Genomic DNA, 13,902 nt, shown 5'->3' on the forward strand with positions numbered 1-13,902 from the left:
TCCCGGGTCGGTGCAGCTTGAAGTCCAGCAGCTCGGAGAAGGCGAACCCGACGATCGAGGTTATGTGGACGAAGTCAAGCGAGGGTCCATGTGTCGGCATGCAAGAAGATGCGCCACGAGGTACGGATGAAAATGCACTGCTGTGCGTGACTAACACCTACTGAGAGCCTGGGATCTGGCTGTCCTCGTGATCGCCGTCGAGGCTGGCGATCGCGTGGATATCTGCCTCCGACATGCCCAGGACTCGGTGATCTCCTTGGCGAGAACAGGAAGCGGATTCAGCCTGCCGTTGCGAAGCATGTGGATGGTGGACATCGACCTGGCGGTTTGCATGGCCATGTCCCTCACCGGAATCCCGCGCAGGTCCATCAGTCTGCTGAATACCGCTGAGAACGGATGTGGCTCCAGTTGCCCGGCCGGTGTGACTGCTGGGTTGACGACCATGTGGCCGATCTTGGCTTGGAATCGGATCAGCCGCTATGGATCATCCCCCTTGGTGGAGCCCGTCTCAGGCCCCGGGCTCTTCAGGAAGAGTTTGCGCGCGTTGGGTGGGGGGTCACGCCCTGGTAGCGCGAACCCGAGCGGGGAGCCGACGAAGCGGGCACCGTCTTCGCCGTTGATGTGACGGTGCGCTCGCCGCGCGGAGGCCAGCTCTGCGGCATCGACGAGGTCGTCGGCTTCATGCGAAAGGGGCGAGGTCGAGGGGCATCAAGCCCGGCACCTGACCACTGACCTGCTGGTGGACGTCGGCGGCGATCGGGCGGCCGCCTCGGCGTACTCGCTCGTGTTCTACTACCGCGACGGGGCACCCTGGCGCGGACGCCGGCGGGCTGGCGATTCCGTGAGCAGCGGGTCACGCCCGCTTGGACCCGCGACAACTGATCTCCGCGAGGCCGGCGACACGCCGGGAAGAGGTCGGTCTTGTCGTCATGCGCCCCCGTCGACTGGTCGGCCATGGCCCGGTCAGGACGGTGGAGGAACTTCGAGGGGGTTGGCGGTGATCCGCGCGGCCAGGTCGTTGCGGACCGAGGCGGCGGCGGCGCTCTCCGGCTTGCGCCTGGCCTGCGCCTCGAAGCAGGCCAGGAACTCCCGGCCGAACCCCAGCCGGGGATGGCGGGCGAGAATCTCCGCCCGTGCGTCCACCGGGAACTGCTCGGCGTGCCGCCCGACGATCTCCCAGCTCGTCGCGACCTGCAGCAGGTGCCCCTCGGGGTCGTCGGCCGCGGACACGTCCGCGCGCATGTGCAGTGTGATGATCTCCTCGGCCCTGGCGGCGCGCTCCACCGGCCAGCCGGCCGCCGTGCCGAAGACCCAGGCCAGCCGGCCTCCCGCCTCCTCGAACGGCACGGCGTGGCTGTCGAACGTCTGCGTAAGCGCGATGTCGTGCAGCAGCGCCGAGACGTAGTACAGCTCGTCGTCGTGCGCGATGCGGTGCGCGGCGGCGTACATCGCTCCCCAGAAGTAGGACCGGACGCAGTGGTTGAGCAGCGCGGGCGAGCAGAACCGCCTGGCCACCGACAGCGCCGCGGCGGCAGCGGGCGTCTCCGGGACCATGAGCCCAGTCTCGCGCACCCGACGGCCGCGGCCTGCGAACCTTGGGCGCGTGTCGTGCGCGCCGAGGCGCAGCGACCGCCGATCGCCTTCCGCCACCGCTCGGCACCCCGCCATGGCCGGAGGAGGCTCAGCTCGATGTGAGCAGCTCGGCCCACCGGTAGCGCCTGGTCCGCGTCATGAGCGGGCCCTGGAGGGTGGTGCGCAGACCGGACGAACGCTCCACGCGCGGTCCCGGCTTTCGGCCGCGCCGGCCGGGGCTTACGCCTCTGGGCAGGCTTCGAAGTGAGCGGCAGCGTTGTGGTGGAGCCCTGAACCTTCTCGTCAGGGGGTGTCCCCAATGGGCGAAAAGCGCATTTCCTCCACCCGGCTGTCGGCGTCACAGCCGCTGCGCACCCGTACCGGCCCGCGATCGCGGGCAGCCTGGTGGCTGAGCGGCCTCGTCGTGGTCCTCACCGTCGTGGCCGCTTCCGCCGGTCTGCTCAACGACGGGCTGTATCCCGGTCCCACAGCGCTCATCGCCAGATTCCGCGGCAATGACCTGGCGACTCTCGTCGCAGGTGTACCCCTTCTGGCGGTGGCGCTCACCGCATCGGTACGGGGTTCCACCCGCGGCCGCCTGGTCTGGTCGGGCATGCTCGCGTACCTGATCTACAACTACGCCTACTACGTTTACGATCCCGCCTTCAACGACCTGTTCCTCCTGCATGTCGCCATCGTCGTCCTGTCGGCGGCGTCGCTCGGCCTGGCCCTCACGGACCTGGAGGTCACAGCCCGGGCGGAGACGGCGATGCGCTGGGTCGGCGGCATGCTGCTCCTGCTGGCCGCGACGCTGGCCGGCATGTACGGCGTGTCGCTCGTCCGCCACGCCGTCACCGGTGAACTGCCGGCGGACGTGCTCCCGCTACCGCAGGCGCAGGTTCACCTGGGCATGGCCCTCGACCTCACCATGGTCGTCCCCACCCTGGTGCTGGCGGGCGTGCTGCTGTGGCTGCGTACCGCCTGGGGGTACGCGCTGGGCGTCGCGACGTGCGTCTACGTCGGGGCCTACCAGCTCAACTACCTGGCGGCGCGGTACTTCGTCGCGCAGGCGGGTGTCCCAGGAGTGGCGTATGCCGAACCGCTCGACCTGCTGATCCCCGCCCTGCTGCTGGCCGGGATGCTCGCCCTCGTCGTCCACCGCAGGCGCGAAGGCTGACGGGGATCACCTTCGCCCTTCACGACGGCCACCTGGCCGAAGCGCTGTGGGGCAGGAGGGGACGATGGTCCCCCCGGTACGAGACCTTCTCCTCTACGGACGCGTCCACAGCCGGGGTGGTGTGGTGTCGTGGGACCGCTCGGAGCCCGCCGACCGGTTCCGCGCCGGTGCCGTGCCAGAAGCGGTTCCGGCAGTGCGCGCCCGGTCGGCCAGGCAGGTGAGGTGGCATGGAACGCAGGCCGTCTTTCGGAGACTCCCGGTGGGCCGCCCTCGATGGCGACCACGTCCACTACCTGGACTTCGGCGGACCGCCCGGCGGCCCCGTCGTGATCGCCGTGCACGGGCTCGGCGGCTCGGTGCTGAACTGGCTGGCGATCGCGCCGCTGCTCACCGGCGAGTGCCGGCTGCTCGCGCCCGACCTGGCCGGGCACGGGTTGACCCGCACGCGAAACCGGTGCTCTACCGTCGCGGCCAGCCGCCTGCTGCTGGACCGCTTCGTCGAGCACGTCGCTGGCGGGCCGGTGATCCTCATGGGCAACTCGATGGGTGGCATGGTGTCGCTGCTTGAGGCGGCCGAGCGGCCCGAGACGGTGGCGGGCCTCATCCTGCTCGACGCGGCCACCTCGTTCGGCCCGGCGCTGCCGGCTCCGATGGTCGCCGCCGTGTTCGCGTTGTACACCGCGCCGTGGCTGGGCGCGGTCGTCAGGGCCCGCAGGTGGGCTTTGACGGCCGAGACCGCCGTCGGCTTCATGCTCAGGGTGTGCTGTGCGGATCCGTCACGCGTGCCGCCGGACATCGTCGCCGAGCACGTCCGCCTGACACGGCACCGGGCCGAGCTGGCGTACGCCGAGCAGGACTTCCTCCAGGCGGCCAGATCGGTCGTGCGGACGGCGGCCGGGCTGTCGTACCGGGCGGCGATCCGGTCGGTACGCGCGCCCGCCCTGCTGGTGCACGGTGACCGCGACCTGCTGGTGCCGGTCGCCGGCTCCCGCGCCCTGGTCAGGAGCCATCCGTCGTGGCAACTCGTCATCCTGGGCGGCGTGGGCCACACCCCTCAGATGGAGGCGCCGAGGGAGACGGCGGACGCCGTGTCCCGCTGGCTGGGCACCGTAGGAGCAGTGGTCGAGGCCGCCCGGCATCCGCTGGCGAAGCGCGGATGACAGCGCCCGCGCGCAGGCCTTGGCCGCCTGCGAGTACCGCCGCCACGTCGAGATCCGGGATGCGCACCGGCGACACCGGCACGCAGTGGGCGCCGACGCACTGCATCTGCACCGGGTCGACAGCGCGCACGCCTGCGCGTCCTGTGGCGCCTCCTGGCCGTGCGCTCCCGCGCTGGCCGCCGCCCGCCTTCACGCTTGATCTGCACACGTCCTGATGGGCACGGTTGACGCCCTGGGCAGGTTCGGGACCAACGGCATGGCCTCGCGGGACTTACTCCCCGGGTGTGGCGATGCCGGTACGGCCAAGGTGGAGATGAGGGATCGATCCGGCCCTGGAGGCCGGCTGTGTGAAGGAGCAGCACGATGACCGGTCACATCGTCGTCGGCGTGGACGCGTCGCCGTCCGCGACCGCAGCAGTGGAATGGGCGGCGGCCGACGCGCGGCGGCGCGAGCTGGCGTTGCGGATCGTGCACGTGACCCGGCACCGGCCGGGCGGCGACGAGGGCTCCGCCTACGGGGCCCCGGATGCTGCCTCGGACGAGATGTTGAGCGCGGCTGCGCACCGAGCCCGGCAACTTGCCCCACACGTGACAGTGATCAGCAGATCGCGTGCGGGTAACGTCGTCGAGGAGCTGCTCGCCGAGTCCAGCTCGGCCGACAGCCTGGTGCTGGGCAGCAGAGGGCTCGGCGGGTTCGCCGGGATGGTGCTCGGCTCCGTCGGGCTGGCCGTCTCCAGGCACGCCGAGAGGCCCGTTGTGATCGTCCGTGCCGCGTCCCCGCAGCGCCACGGCCTGGTCGTGGCCGGCGACGACAGGTCCGGGCACGCGCAGGCCGCCGTGGCCTATGCGGTGGAGCAGGCCCGGGCACGCGGGGCGCGGCTGCACCTCGTGTACGCGTGGCAGGTGCCGCTGTTCTCCCCGTACGCCGTCGCCTACGGCAGCCACATCGAGGACGCCATGCGCGCGGAGTTCCGCCAGGCGGCCGAGAGGGCCGTGTCCTGGCGGGAGCGCGCTCCGGAGCTCGTCATCACCGACGAGCAGGTGTGCGACCACCCGGTGGCCGCCCTGGTCAAGGCCGGGCGGGCAGCCGATCTGGTGGTCGTGGGCTCGCGCGGGCCGGGCGGTCCAGGCTCCGCACTGCCTGGCTCGGTCGGCCACGGCGTGCTGCACCACGTGACCTGCCCGGTCGCCATGGTGCGCCCGCCGGCCGAGCGGCCGCACATCGTGGGGTCACGCGCCGGCGAGCCGTACGTCGAGGAGGGGCGATGACCATGGAAAGGCCGGCCGCGGAGATGACAGAGCTGGAGCCGCTGACCGCCGGGCAGGTGATGAGCCGCATCCTGGTGGCCATCGAGCCGGACGAGTCGCCGCTGATGGCCTGGGAGCTGATGCGCAGGGCCGAGGTGCACCACCTGCCGGTGGTAGAAGGCCGACGCGTGCTGGGCATCCTGACCCGCGAGCGGCTCGCTGCCTCTTGGTGGGGCGGCCCGCAGGAACAGTCCAGCCGGCCCGTGCGCGCGTTGCTCGGCCGCGAGCGGATGCCTCGCGTGCGGCAGGAGACACCGCTGCCCAGGGTCGCCGCTCTCATGCTCGACGCCGGCTGCGACGCTGTGCCCGTGGTGTCCGGCGGCGCGCTGGTCGGGCTGGTGACGGCACGGGACGTGCTGTCGGCCGTCGCCGGACGAGTCGGGCCCGCCGAGGAGCCCGGCGAGGTGGTCACCGGGATGTTCCACCTGGTGCCCGTCCTGCCCCACGAAAACCGATGATGGACGCGCTGGTCGCGTACGCCCTCGGTAGAACGGAACTCTCAGCCCTGAGCATCCGGTGCCACTGGCTCACGGGTGCACGGTGTGCGCGAAGAGTGGCACCCGCCCCGTCACGAGGACGGCGGAGAGGTCGTTGACCGTTTCCGTGCACTCCACGTCCGCCGGCGAGGGCCCGCCCAGGGCGATCACGAGGCCGAAGTGGCCCTTCACGGCGGCCCGCAGCGCGGGCGTGGTGGAGGCGATCACGGCCGTCTCATACGGCTGCACGTCCAGGCGGCGCGCGATCTCCAGCAGCATCGCCGGGTCCGGCATGGGCGCCAGGCCGGACTCAGCGGCGCTCACCCCGTCCACACGGACGTCGATCATGCCCGACAGGCCGGCCCGGTGGAGGATCTCGGCGCAGTTGCGGCTCGGCGAGACCGCTCCCGTCAGCGCGCCATGGTGGCGCAGGTCATGCAGCAGCGCCACGGCAGGAGGGAAGGGAGCCACGCCGTAATGACGGATCTCGGCCAGGAAGAGGCCGTCCTTGAGACACGCCATGCCGGCCAGGACGTCGCGGTCCTCCTCCACATCCAGGACGATGCCGCGCGAGGCCAGGAAGCCCCGCGCCCCGTCTACCCTGGGCTTGCCGTCCACGTGGCGGAGGTAGTCTTCACGAATCTCGAACGGCCGCCACGAGGTGCCGGATCGTTCGGCGTGCCGGCGCAGGTAGGCGTCCAGGACCCGCTTCCAGACCGCGGCATGGACGCGGGCGGTGTCGGTGAGCACACCATCGGTTTCGAAGATCACCGCTGCGATGCGGTGCAGGTCGATCACGGCCATGTCGTCCCCCTCTGCAGAACGTGCCTCGATGCTCGCTGCCCGGCGGCGGCTGCGTCAGGGCCGAACGGCCTGGGCGCGCGCCGCGTCCGTCACGACCGTGGGCCGGTGAGCGGGTTCGTGCCCAACGGCTGGGAGGTCGGGACCTCGTTCCCGGGCGGCTGGGCGGCCGGCGCGTGACGCTGGAGCCGAGAGCGGAGGAGGTGCGTGATGACCGGACACATCGTGGTCGGCGTGGACGAATCCGCACCGGCGACGGCAGCCGTCGAGTGGGCCGCCGCCGATGCCCAGCGCAGAGGGCTGAGCCTGCGCATCGTGCACGTGTGCGAGCAGTGGTCGTACGGCGGGGACATGGCCGCGTAATGCGCCGCAACCCTGGCGGCGGCCGGTACCCGGGCACGCGCGCTGACCCGCGACGTCGAGGTGGTACGGAGCCGCCGCCCGGAAACGTGATCGACGCCCTGATCGGGAAGTCTCGGACCGCCGACAGCGTGGTGCTGGGCAGCCGTGGGCTGGGCGGGTTCGCCGGGCTGGTCGTCGGCTCGGTCGGCCTGGGCGCCGCCGGGCACGCCGCCGGTCCCGCGGTGATCGTCCGCGGGTCGCCCTCGATCCAGCACGATCGGGTGGTGGCCGGGTACGACGGGTCAGCGCATTCCGATGCCGCCATGCAGTACGCCGTCGACCAGGCGCGAGCCCGGGACGTCCCGCTGCACGTGGTCCATGCCTGGCAGACGCCGATCGCCTCGCCGTACGCGGCCACCTACCAGAGTCTGGCGCGGGACGTTCACGAGGAGGAGATCCGCGCGGCGGAGGACCGCGTGGCGGTGTGGCGGGACAAGAACCCCGATGTCCGGATCACCGGTGAGGAGGTGGCGGGTCATCCGGTGAGCGTCCTGAGCAGGGCCGCCGGTCGGGCGGGTCGCCGGGGTGCTGCGCGCCAAGGACTGGGTGGCGGGCGTGGACGTCCTGGACGACCAGCGGCTGCGCGTGTCCGTGCGCTCGCTGGCGGCGGCCGAGTGGCTGCTGCCCGGTTCCCTGGCGGCCTGCGACGCCCGAGTGATCAGCCTGGGCCGCAGGCCGCCGATCTCGAAGGTGAGCCCGGCACCGGCCTGGCGCTCAGCGCGGCCCTCACGGCGGTGCTCGCCGCGGCGGCACTGGCCGGAGCGGTCGTCCTCGGCGGACGCGGGGAGATCTGAGGCGGGCACGTGCCTACGCGACCAGGGCGAGGAGCATCGGGGCGACCTGGTCGAGAGACAGGACGTGATCGACGATGTCGTCCCTGGAGATGCAGGCCGCGGGCATCGAGAAGTGGTTGCTGGTGGCGGCGTCGGTGGCGATGACGAGGCCGCCGAAGTGGTGGACGGCCGTCGCGCCGGTCGCGCCGTCGTTCCCGTTCCCTGACAGCACCACGGCGACGACCGCCGGGCCGAACACCAGAGCCAGGCTGGTCAGCAGGAGGTCCGCCGACGGCCGGGGAGGTGGTACAGGACCGGATGGAATCAAGGCGATCCGGCGTTCCTTCGTGACCAGCAGATGGTGACCCGGCGGCGCGACGACCACCGAGCCCGGCGCGAGGAGAGCCCCTTCGCGCGCCGTGACGACGGGCAGGGGCGTACACCTGGCCAGGATCTCCGTGAGCAGGCTCCTGTGCCCGGGGGAGATGTGCTGCAGCACGATGATCGCCGCGTGCAGACCGGACGGCAGTCCGGCGAGGACGCGGCTCGTGGCCGTCAGACCCCCGGCCGACGAGACGATGGCGACGACCGGGAAGGAACCCGGGGCTGCCGCGTTCTCCCCCCGGGCCATCGCGGCCGCCGAGGGCACCGTGGTCATCCTTCTCACCTCACACCTCCGGTTGAGGAACGACGGCGTGCCAGCTCAGGTCGCCCCGGATGCGGTCGCGCAGCGCGGCGGAGGCCACCGGCTCACCGTGGACGACATAGGTGACGTACGGCGCCCGCTTGGCGGCACGCAGCCAGGCGAGGGTCTCGTCCGCGAAGAGCCCGCGAGCGGGTGCCGAGCGCGGCGAAGCCGGCGATGACCACCGTGTTCCGCGGATCGGGCGGCAGGTGGCGGAGGTGGTGCAGCACCCGCCCGCCGCCGGCCATGCCCGAGGCGGAGATGATGATCGACGGCTCGCCCGGCCGGTTGACGCTCATCGGCTCCTGGACGGTCCGCAGCTCGTGCAGCCCCTGGAACAGCCCGCAGTCCAGCAGCAGGCGCTCGCCCGCGGGCAGGTCGAGCAGGAACTTGCTCCCAATGACGGTGCCCACGCCGCCGAGGAAAGTCAACTTCGGTGCTTTCATGCCGGGGCTCCTCCCCGTTGTCGAGATCAGGTGCCGGTGGCCGGGGTCGTGGCGATCTGCCAGGCGGGGCGGGGACTCCGCTGCGTTCCTCCTTATCGCAGCTCGTCATCGTCGGCGCAGGTAGAGGCGGAAGTCCCGCGAGACGTCGGCCCGCACCCGGACGGCCGAGCCGTCCGTCACGGCCGGACGGTGGGCAGGCGAGGACGTTCGGCCCTGGCACCCGCGGCATCGCCGCCCCAGCCTCGTAAGAGGACTCACGAAGGGAGCCGGACATGCATCTGAAGGAGATCCTCGGCGACGAGAGCGGTCATCTGCTCGATCACCACGCCGCGGGCGTGACCCGCGAGTCGCTGCACCTGCCGGGGCCGGACTTCGTGGACCGGGTGGTGGCGGGCACCGACCGCCCGCCCGCGGTGCTGCGCAATCTGCAGCACGTCTTCGACACCGGCCGCCTGGCCGGGACGGGCTACCTGTCGATCCTGCCGGTGGACCAGGGTGTCGAGCACTCGGCCGCCGCCTCCTTCGCCCCGAACCCCGCCTACTTCGACCCGGCCTCGCTGTGCGAGCTGGCGCTGGCCGGCGGCTGCAACGCGGTCGCGTCCACGCTGGGCGTGCTGGGGTCGGTGTCGCGCCGGTACGCGCACCGGATCCCGTTCATCGTCAAGCTCAACCACAACGAGCTGCTCACCTACCCCAACCGCTACGACCAGACGATGTTCGCCTCGGCCAGGCAGGCGTTCGACCTGGGCGCGGTCGCCGTCGGCGCCACGGTCTACTTCGGCGCCGAGGAGAGCATGCGCCAGCTCCAGGAGGTGCGCGCGGCCTTCCGGCAGGCGCACGACCTGGGCCTGTTCACCGTGCTGTGGGCCTACCTGCGCAACGGGGCGTTCTACAAGGACGGCGTGGACTACCAGGTCAGCGCCGACCTCACCGGGCAGGCCAACCACCTGGCGGCCACGGTGGAGGCCGACATCGTCAAGCAGAAGCAGCCCGAGTCGAACGGTGGCTTCCGGGCGCTGAAGTTCGGCAAGACGCACGACAGGGTCTACGACACGCTGGCGGCCGGCCATCCGATCGAGCTGACCCGCTGGCAGGTGGCCAACTGCTACATGGGGCGCGTCGGGCTGATCAACTCCGGCGGGGCCTCAGGCGGGCAGGGCGACCTCGCGCAGGCCGTGCGGACCGCCGTCATCAACAAGCGGGCCGGAGGCATGGGCCTGATCGTGGGCCGCAAGTCGTTCCAGCGGCCGATGGCCGACGGGGTCGCGCTGCTGCACGCCGTCCAGGACGTCTACCTCGACCCGGATGTCACGGTGGCCTGATCACCGCTGGTGGACGGCGCCGATCCGCGACACCCCGGACGGCGATGAGCGGCGGTCCGGTGACCACGGACGCCGACGTGTGGGAAGGGATCGTCCGCACCGGGACAGGAGGCCACCATCATGAACGAGATCGTGCTCGGCTATGACGGCTCTGACTTCTCCATGCAGGCACTGGACTGGGCGCTGGACGAGGCCGAGCTCAGGAACCTGCCTCTGACCGTCGCCCACGCCTGGCAGTGGCCCTACGGTAAGGCGGAGGAGGAGGTCAAAGCCCACCTGCGCAAGGCCGCCGAGCACGTGTTGTGGCACGGCGCCGAGTGCGCCCGCCAGACCAGCTCCGGCGTCGACGTCTCGGCCGACCTCTACGAGGGCTCCGCCGCCGAACGCCTCGTCGAGCTCTCCCTTGACGCCGTGCTCGTCGTGGTGGGATCGAGAGGGCTCAGCGCGCTGCCCAGAGCGGTCATGGGTTCGGTGGCCGGATATGTCGCGGCACACGCGCGCTGTCCTGTGATCGTCGTACGAGGGCCGGGGCCGCTTCCCGCCGCGACGAATCCCGGCCCGATCGTCGTGATCGACCGGGAACCCGACGCTTCCGTGCTGGACTTCGCGTTCGACGAGGCGGCCCTGCGACGGCTGCCCATCGCTCACCCGGCTGACCTCGCCGAGTGGGTCGCGCGGCATCCGGGCGTGCGGGTCCGGCCGGTCACCGAGCACGAGCCCGCGACGCTCGTGGTCGCCGGCCGCGAGCGCGCCGCACGTACGGGCGCCGACAGCCTTCTGCTCCGGCACGCTCCTTGGCCGGTGGCGGTAGTGGGGTGAACACCGCTCGCGGGCGCCTCTCCGCCGGGGGCCGGCTTGGCGGGCGTGGCCGGTGCGGCTCCGGGGAGCGAACGGGCGGCATGCGGGGCCGGCTGAGCCCGCACACGCAGGTGGCCCGACCGGGTCCATTGCGTCGGCGGGGGGACCTTCGGCCCCTACCGGCCGCGTGAACGGCGCCGGACGCTGGAAGCACCAAGGCATGCACATCGGGCCGGTGCGGTGCGCCGGTCTCGCTCGTGAGGGGGCGGTGGTGGTGCGGGATCAGGCGGGTTCTGGCGGGCCGGTCATCGAGGTGACCGGGCTGGTCAAGCACTTCGGTGAGCTGGTGGCGGTCGACCGGCTGTCCTTCGAGGTCGGTGAGGGGGAGGTCTTCGGCTTCGTGGGGCCGAACGGAGCCGGCAAGACCACCACCGTCGAGTGCGTGGCCGGGCTGCGCGTGCCGGACGCGGGCATCGTGCGCGTGTGCGGTCTCGACCCGGTGGCCGACCGTGACCGGATCAGGCACCTGGTCGGGATGCAGTTGCAGAGCGCGACGCTGCCGGACCGGCTCAAGGTCTGGGAAGCGGTACGACTGTACGCCTCCTTCTATCCCCGTCCCGTGGACGAGGAGGCCCTCCTGAAGGACGTCGGCCTGGACGACAGGCGCAGCCGCCGGTTCGGCAAGCTGTCCGGCGGCGAGAAGCAGCGCCTCTCGCTCGCGCTCGCCCTGATCGGCAACCCCCGGATCGCGATCCTGGACGAGCTGACCACCGGCCTGGACCCGCAGGCCCGCCGCGACACCTGGGCCCTGATCGAACGCATCCGCGACCGCGGCGCCACGATCGTCCTGGTCACCCACTACATGGAGGAGGCCGAGCGGCTGTGCGACCGGGTGGCGGTCATCGCCTCCGGCAGCCTGATCGCTCTCGACAGCCCAGCGGGCCTGGTCAAGCGTGCCGGAGATACAGAACGCATCGCCTTCCGGCCCTCGGCGGACGTGGAGGAGGCCCTGCTCACCGTCCTGCCCGGCGTGACCGGTGTCGCCCGCGACGGCAGGCGGATGGTCGTGACCGGCACCGGCGACGTGGCCTCCCAGGTGATCGCCGCCCTGACGGCGCGTCACGTCCAGGCGATGGAGCTCAGGGTCGATCGCCCCACCTTGGACGACGCCTTTCTTGTGCTGACCGGTCACCCATCCGACGAAACCTGAGGTGGAGGACATCATGACGACCGTCTCCTCTGTCGCGCCACTGCGTCGCGGGTCGCCGCTGGCGGTCATGGCGATGACGGAGGTCAAGCTGTTGCTGCGCGACCCCGCCGCGGTGATCTTTCCGCTGCTGTTGCCGGTGGCGCTGCTGCTCATCCTCGGCCTGGGCATCCCCGGGCTGCGGCAGCCGATGCCCGAGCTGGGTGGGCAGCGCTGGCTGGACACCCAGTTGCCGGCCACGATGACCCTGCTGTCGGCCGCGCTCATCGCGCTGACCATCCTGCCGGTGGTGCTGGCCACCTACCGCGAGAGCGGGGTGCTTCGCCGCATGTCCGCCACTCCCGCGCCGCCCGCGCGGCTGCTCGCCGTCCAGCTGGTCAACTACCTCGTGATGGTCATCGTCGCCACCGCAGTCATGATCGTCTTGGGGCGGATGGTCGTGGGCATCGCCGTCCCCAGGAGCTTCGCCTGGTTCGTCCTGGTCTTGCTGCTGGGCACGGCCGCGCTTCTCGCTCTCGGCCTGCTGCTCGCGGTGCTGGTGCCCAGCGCCAAGGCGGCTCCGGGGATCGGCACGCTGGTGATGTTCCCGCTGCTGTTCTTCGGCGGCATGTGGATTCCGTACGAGACCATGCCGGCCGGGCTGCAGAGGATCAGCGACTTCACCGTCACCGGGGCCTTCAGCCAGACGCTGCGCGCCACCTGGTACGGAACCGCGCCCCAGCCGCTGCATCTGGCCGTCCTGGCCGGGTGGCTGCTGCTGGCGGGAGCACTCGCCGTCCGGCTGTTCCGCTGGGAATGAACGGCAGCCTCGCGAGGCCATCGTTGCCGGACCGCCGTCCGCGTCCTCGTGCGCGAACACCCGCTGTGGCGGAGGGCGACTCGCCGCGACGGGTGGCCCCGGTCCGTTCGATCGGGCCCATGGGCGTCACCACGACCACGAGAACGTCCGGCGGCGGCGTGGCCCACGCCCGGCGCACCTCCTCGGCGGTGCCCGCGGGCAGCGTGACCGCGCCGGCCGCCCCGAGGCCGGCCACCCGGGCGCGCTCGCCGAGCACCGCGACGCGGCACGGGCCGACGCCTGCGGGTTCAGCTCACGCCGCTCCAGGAAGCGTTCTCTGGCCACGAGCAACGCCGCCGCCCGCCGCGCCCCAGGGGTGAACGTCTCCGCCACCCGCGCGCCGCCCAGGAAAGGCGCATGCCGAGCTGGATCTCCCGCGGACCGTCCCCGCCGGGATCGCCCCAGGCCGAGGAGGCCAGTGCCGCGCGGAGTGCCTGCGGGGTGGTGGCCCGGCTCAACCGGGACCACGAGCCCTTCGGCCTGCCGTCCGCACCATTGGCCCCACAGCGCGAGCCACGTCATCAGTGCTGTCCAACGCCACGAGACCCGGGACTTTCGGCCCCAGAAGCAGCACCGCGACGTTGCCAGACTCGTGATAGAGGCACGCTGAGGAAGGAGCGGGCGCATGCGATGGGAACAGATGTCCAAGAAACAGCAGGGCCTGCTGATGGCACTGGTGTCGGTCGAGATGGCGCTGACGACGGCGGCGGCCGTGGACCTGGCGTTCAGCCCCAAGGGCGCGGTGCGGGGGCGCAAAGGACTGTGGTGGCTGGGCATCTTCGTCCAGCCGGTCGGCCCGATCGCCTACCTGCTGTGGGGGCGGCGACGCCTCCGTAGCAGGACACGGGTCACCTGAAGCAGCTTCGTCATGGGTGTGACCTTGCTGAGAGCTGTGGACCGGCTCCAGACGCTTCTGGTGAACCCGGTCGCAGGGTGG

General features: G+C 71.7%; 16 protein-coding genes. 11 read left to right on the forward strand and 5 right to left on the reverse strand.

Going from position 1 to position 13,902, the window contains the following annotated elements; translation table 11 throughout:
- Positions 1–963: 963 nt before the first annotated feature.
- Positions 964–1,554: a cyanamide hydratase gene (locus FXF51_RS31705; protein ID WP_148438365.1), complete on the reverse strand. Its 591-nt coding sequence runs from the start codon at positions 1,552–1,554 to the stop codon at positions 964–966.
- Positions 1,555–1,891: 337 nt separating this feature from the next.
- Between FXF51_RS31705 and FXF51_RS31710 the strand changes: the two genes are divergently transcribed.
- The 4 genes from FXF51_RS31710 (at position 1,892) to FXF51_RS31725 (ending at position 5,675) form a co-directional block, all read left to right on the forward strand.
- Positions 1,892–2,749: a hypothetical protein gene (locus FXF51_RS31710; protein ID WP_148438366.1), complete on the forward strand. Its 858-nt coding sequence runs from the start codon at positions 1,892–1,894 to the stop codon at positions 2,747–2,749.
- Positions 2,750–2,976: 227 nt separating this feature from the next.
- Positions 2,977–3,909 carry an alpha/beta fold hydrolase gene (locus FXF51_RS31715; protein ID WP_148438367.1) on the forward strand — a complete coding sequence of 311 codons (933 nt, stop codon included), beginning with the start codon at positions 2,977–2,979 and terminating at the stop codon, positions 3,907–3,909.
- A gap of 363 nt (positions 3,910–4,272) precedes the next feature.
- Entirely contained in the window at positions 4,273–5,178 is a 906-nt protein-coding gene (locus FXF51_RS31720) for a universal stress protein (RefSeq protein ID WP_148438368.1), read from the forward strand.
- Complete coding sequence (locus FXF51_RS31725; RefSeq protein WP_262379976.1) at positions 5,175–5,675, forward strand: HPP family protein; 501 nt, start codon at positions 5,175–5,177, stop codon at positions 5,673–5,675. The genes FXF51_RS31720 and FXF51_RS31725 overlap by 4 nt, the downstream gene beginning before the upstream one ends.
- 69 nt (positions 5,676–5,744) lie before the next feature.
- Here FXF51_RS31725 and FXF51_RS31730 read toward each other — a convergent pair whose 3' ends face one another.
- A complete protein-coding gene (locus tag FXF51_RS31730) occupies positions 5,745–6,497 on the reverse strand; it encodes an HAD family hydrolase (RefSeq protein ID WP_148438369.1) in 753 nt (250 codons plus the stop codon).
- A 207-nt stretch (positions 6,498–6,704) separates the two neighbouring features.
- On the opposite strand from FXF51_RS31730, the gene FXF51_RS31735 reads away from it, so the two are divergent.
- The gene (locus FXF51_RS31735; RefSeq protein ID WP_148438370.1) at positions 6,705–6,857 is read left to right on the forward strand and encodes a universal stress protein; all 153 of its coding nucleotides are present in this window, start codon (positions 6,705–6,707) and stop codon (positions 6,855–6,857) included.
- An 86-nt stretch (positions 6,858–6,943) separates the two neighbouring features.
- The gene (locus FXF51_RS31740; RefSeq protein ID WP_187414672.1) at positions 6,944–7,690 is read left to right on the forward strand and encodes a universal stress protein; all 747 of its coding nucleotides are present in this window, start codon (positions 6,944–6,946) and stop codon (positions 7,688–7,690) included.
- Between the two features lie 13 nt (positions 7,691–7,703).
- Here the strand turns inward: FXF51_RS31740 and FXF51_RS31745 are convergent, their stop codons facing one another.
- From FXF51_RS31745 to FXF51_RS31750, 3 genes are read right to left on the reverse strand one after another with little or no spacing between them, the layout of a single operon-like run.
- Positions 7,704–8,327, reverse strand: a complete 624-nt coding sequence (locus tag FXF51_RS31745; RefSeq protein ID WP_222871553.1) for a chemotaxis protein CheB — start codon at positions 8,325–8,327, stop codon at positions 7,704–7,706.
- A gap of 10 nt (positions 8,328–8,337) precedes the next feature.
- A complete protein-coding gene (locus FXF51_RS63875; protein WP_411268395.1) occupies positions 8,338–8,469 on the reverse strand; it encodes an MBL fold metallo-hydrolase RNA specificity domain-containing protein in 132 nt (43 codons plus the stop codon).
- Complete coding sequence (locus FXF51_RS31750) at positions 8,420–8,800, reverse strand: integrator complex subunit 9 (RefSeq protein ID WP_222871554.1); 381 nt, start codon at positions 8,798–8,800, stop codon at positions 8,420–8,422. Before FXF51_RS31750 ends, FXF51_RS63875 begins: the two co-directional genes overlap by 50 nt.
- Before the next feature lie 272 nt (positions 8,801–9,072).
- Here FXF51_RS31750 and FXF51_RS31755 point away from each other — a divergent pair, with 272 nt between their 5' ends.
- The 5 genes from FXF51_RS31755 (at position 9,073) to FXF51_RS31775 (ending at position 13,821) form a co-directional block, all read left to right on the forward strand.
- Positions 9,073–10,122 (forward strand): class I fructose-bisphosphate aldolase, encoded by a 1,050-nt coding sequence (locus FXF51_RS31755; RefSeq protein WP_148438372.1) that lies wholly within the window; start codon positions 9,073–9,075, stop codon positions 10,120–10,122.
- A 120-nt stretch (positions 10,123–10,242) separates the two neighbouring features.
- Positions 10,243–10,941 (forward strand): universal stress protein, encoded by a 699-nt coding sequence (locus tag FXF51_RS31760; RefSeq protein WP_148438373.1) that lies wholly within the window; start codon positions 10,243–10,245, stop codon positions 10,939–10,941.
- Positions 10,942–11,140: 199 nt separating this feature from the next.
- On the forward strand, positions 11,141–12,130 hold the full coding sequence (locus FXF51_RS31765; protein ID WP_148438374.1) for an ABC transporter ATP-binding protein: 990 nt from the start codon (positions 11,141–11,143) through the stop codon (positions 12,128–12,130).
- 13 nt (positions 12,131–12,143) lie between these two features.
- Complete coding sequence (locus FXF51_RS31770; protein WP_262379979.1) at positions 12,144–12,926, forward strand: ABC transporter permease; 783 nt, start codon at positions 12,144–12,146, stop codon at positions 12,924–12,926.
- 664 nt (positions 12,927–13,590) lie between these two features.
- Positions 13,591–13,821, forward strand: coding sequence for a PLDc N-terminal domain-containing protein (locus FXF51_RS31775; RefSeq protein WP_148438375.1), 231 nt, complete (start codon positions 13,591–13,593; stop codon positions 13,819–13,821).
- Positions 13,822–13,902 lie beyond the last annotated feature (81 nt).

This window comes from Nonomuraea sp. PA05 (genome assembly GCF_008086045.1).
Lineage (GTDB): Bacteria > Actinomycetota > Actinomycetes > Streptosporangiales > Streptosporangiaceae > Nonomuraea > Nonomuraea monospora.

What these genes read in the sequence shown, in the direction of transcription:
- FXF51_RS31705 (WP_148438365.1), bottom strand. Translation starts at nt 1,554, where the DNA reads ATGGTCCCGGAGACGCCCGCTGCCGCCGCGGCGCTGTCGGTGGCCAGG.
- FXF51_RS31710 (WP_148438366.1), top strand. Translation starts at nt 1,892, where the DNA reads ATGGGCGAAAAGCGCATTTCCTCCACCCGGCTGTCGGCGTCACAGCCG.
- FXF51_RS31715 (WP_148438367.1), top strand. Translation starts at nt 2,977, where the DNA reads ATGGAACGCAGGCCGTCTTTCGGAGACTCCCGGTGGGCCGCCCTCGAT.
- FXF51_RS31720 (WP_148438368.1), top strand. Translation starts at nt 4,273, where the DNA reads ATGACCGGTCACATCGTCGTCGGCGTGGACGCGTCGCCGTCCGCGACC.
- FXF51_RS31725 (WP_262379976.1), top strand. Translation starts at nt 5,175, where the DNA reads ATGACCATGGAAAGGCCGGCCGCGGAGATGACAGAGCTGGAGCCGCTG.
- FXF51_RS31730 (WP_148438369.1), bottom strand. Translation starts at nt 6,497, where the DNA reads ATGGCCGTGATCGACCTGCACCGCATCGCAGCGGTGATCTTCGAAACC.
- FXF51_RS31735 (WP_148438370.1), top strand. Translation starts at nt 6,705, where the DNA reads ATGACCGGACACATCGTGGTCGGCGTGGACGAATCCGCACCGGCGACG.
- FXF51_RS31745 (WP_222871553.1), bottom strand. Translation starts at nt 8,327, where the DNA reads ATGACCACGGTGCCCTCGGCGGCCGCGATGGCCCGGGGGGAGAACGCG.
- FXF51_RS31750 (WP_222871554.1), bottom strand. Translation starts at nt 8,800, where the DNA reads ATGAAAGCACCGAAGTTGACTTTCCTCGGCGGCGTGGGCACCGTCATT.
- FXF51_RS31755 (WP_148438372.1), top strand. Translation starts at nt 9,073, where the DNA reads ATGCATCTGAAGGAGATCCTCGGCGACGAGAGCGGTCATCTGCTCGAT.
- FXF51_RS31760 (WP_148438373.1), top strand. Translation starts at nt 10,243, where the DNA reads ATGAACGAGATCGTGCTCGGCTATGACGGCTCTGACTTCTCCATGCAG.
- FXF51_RS31765 (WP_148438374.1), top strand. Translation starts at nt 11,141, where the DNA reads ATGCACATCGGGCCGGTGCGGTGCGCCGGTCTCGCTCGTGAGGGGGCG.
- FXF51_RS31770 (WP_262379979.1), top strand. Translation starts at nt 12,144, where the DNA reads ATGACGACCGTCTCCTCTGTCGCGCCACTGCGTCGCGGGTCGCCGCTG.
- FXF51_RS31775 (WP_148438375.1), top strand. Translation starts at nt 13,591, where the DNA reads ATGCGATGGGAACAGATGTCCAAGAAACAGCAGGGCCTGCTGATGGCA.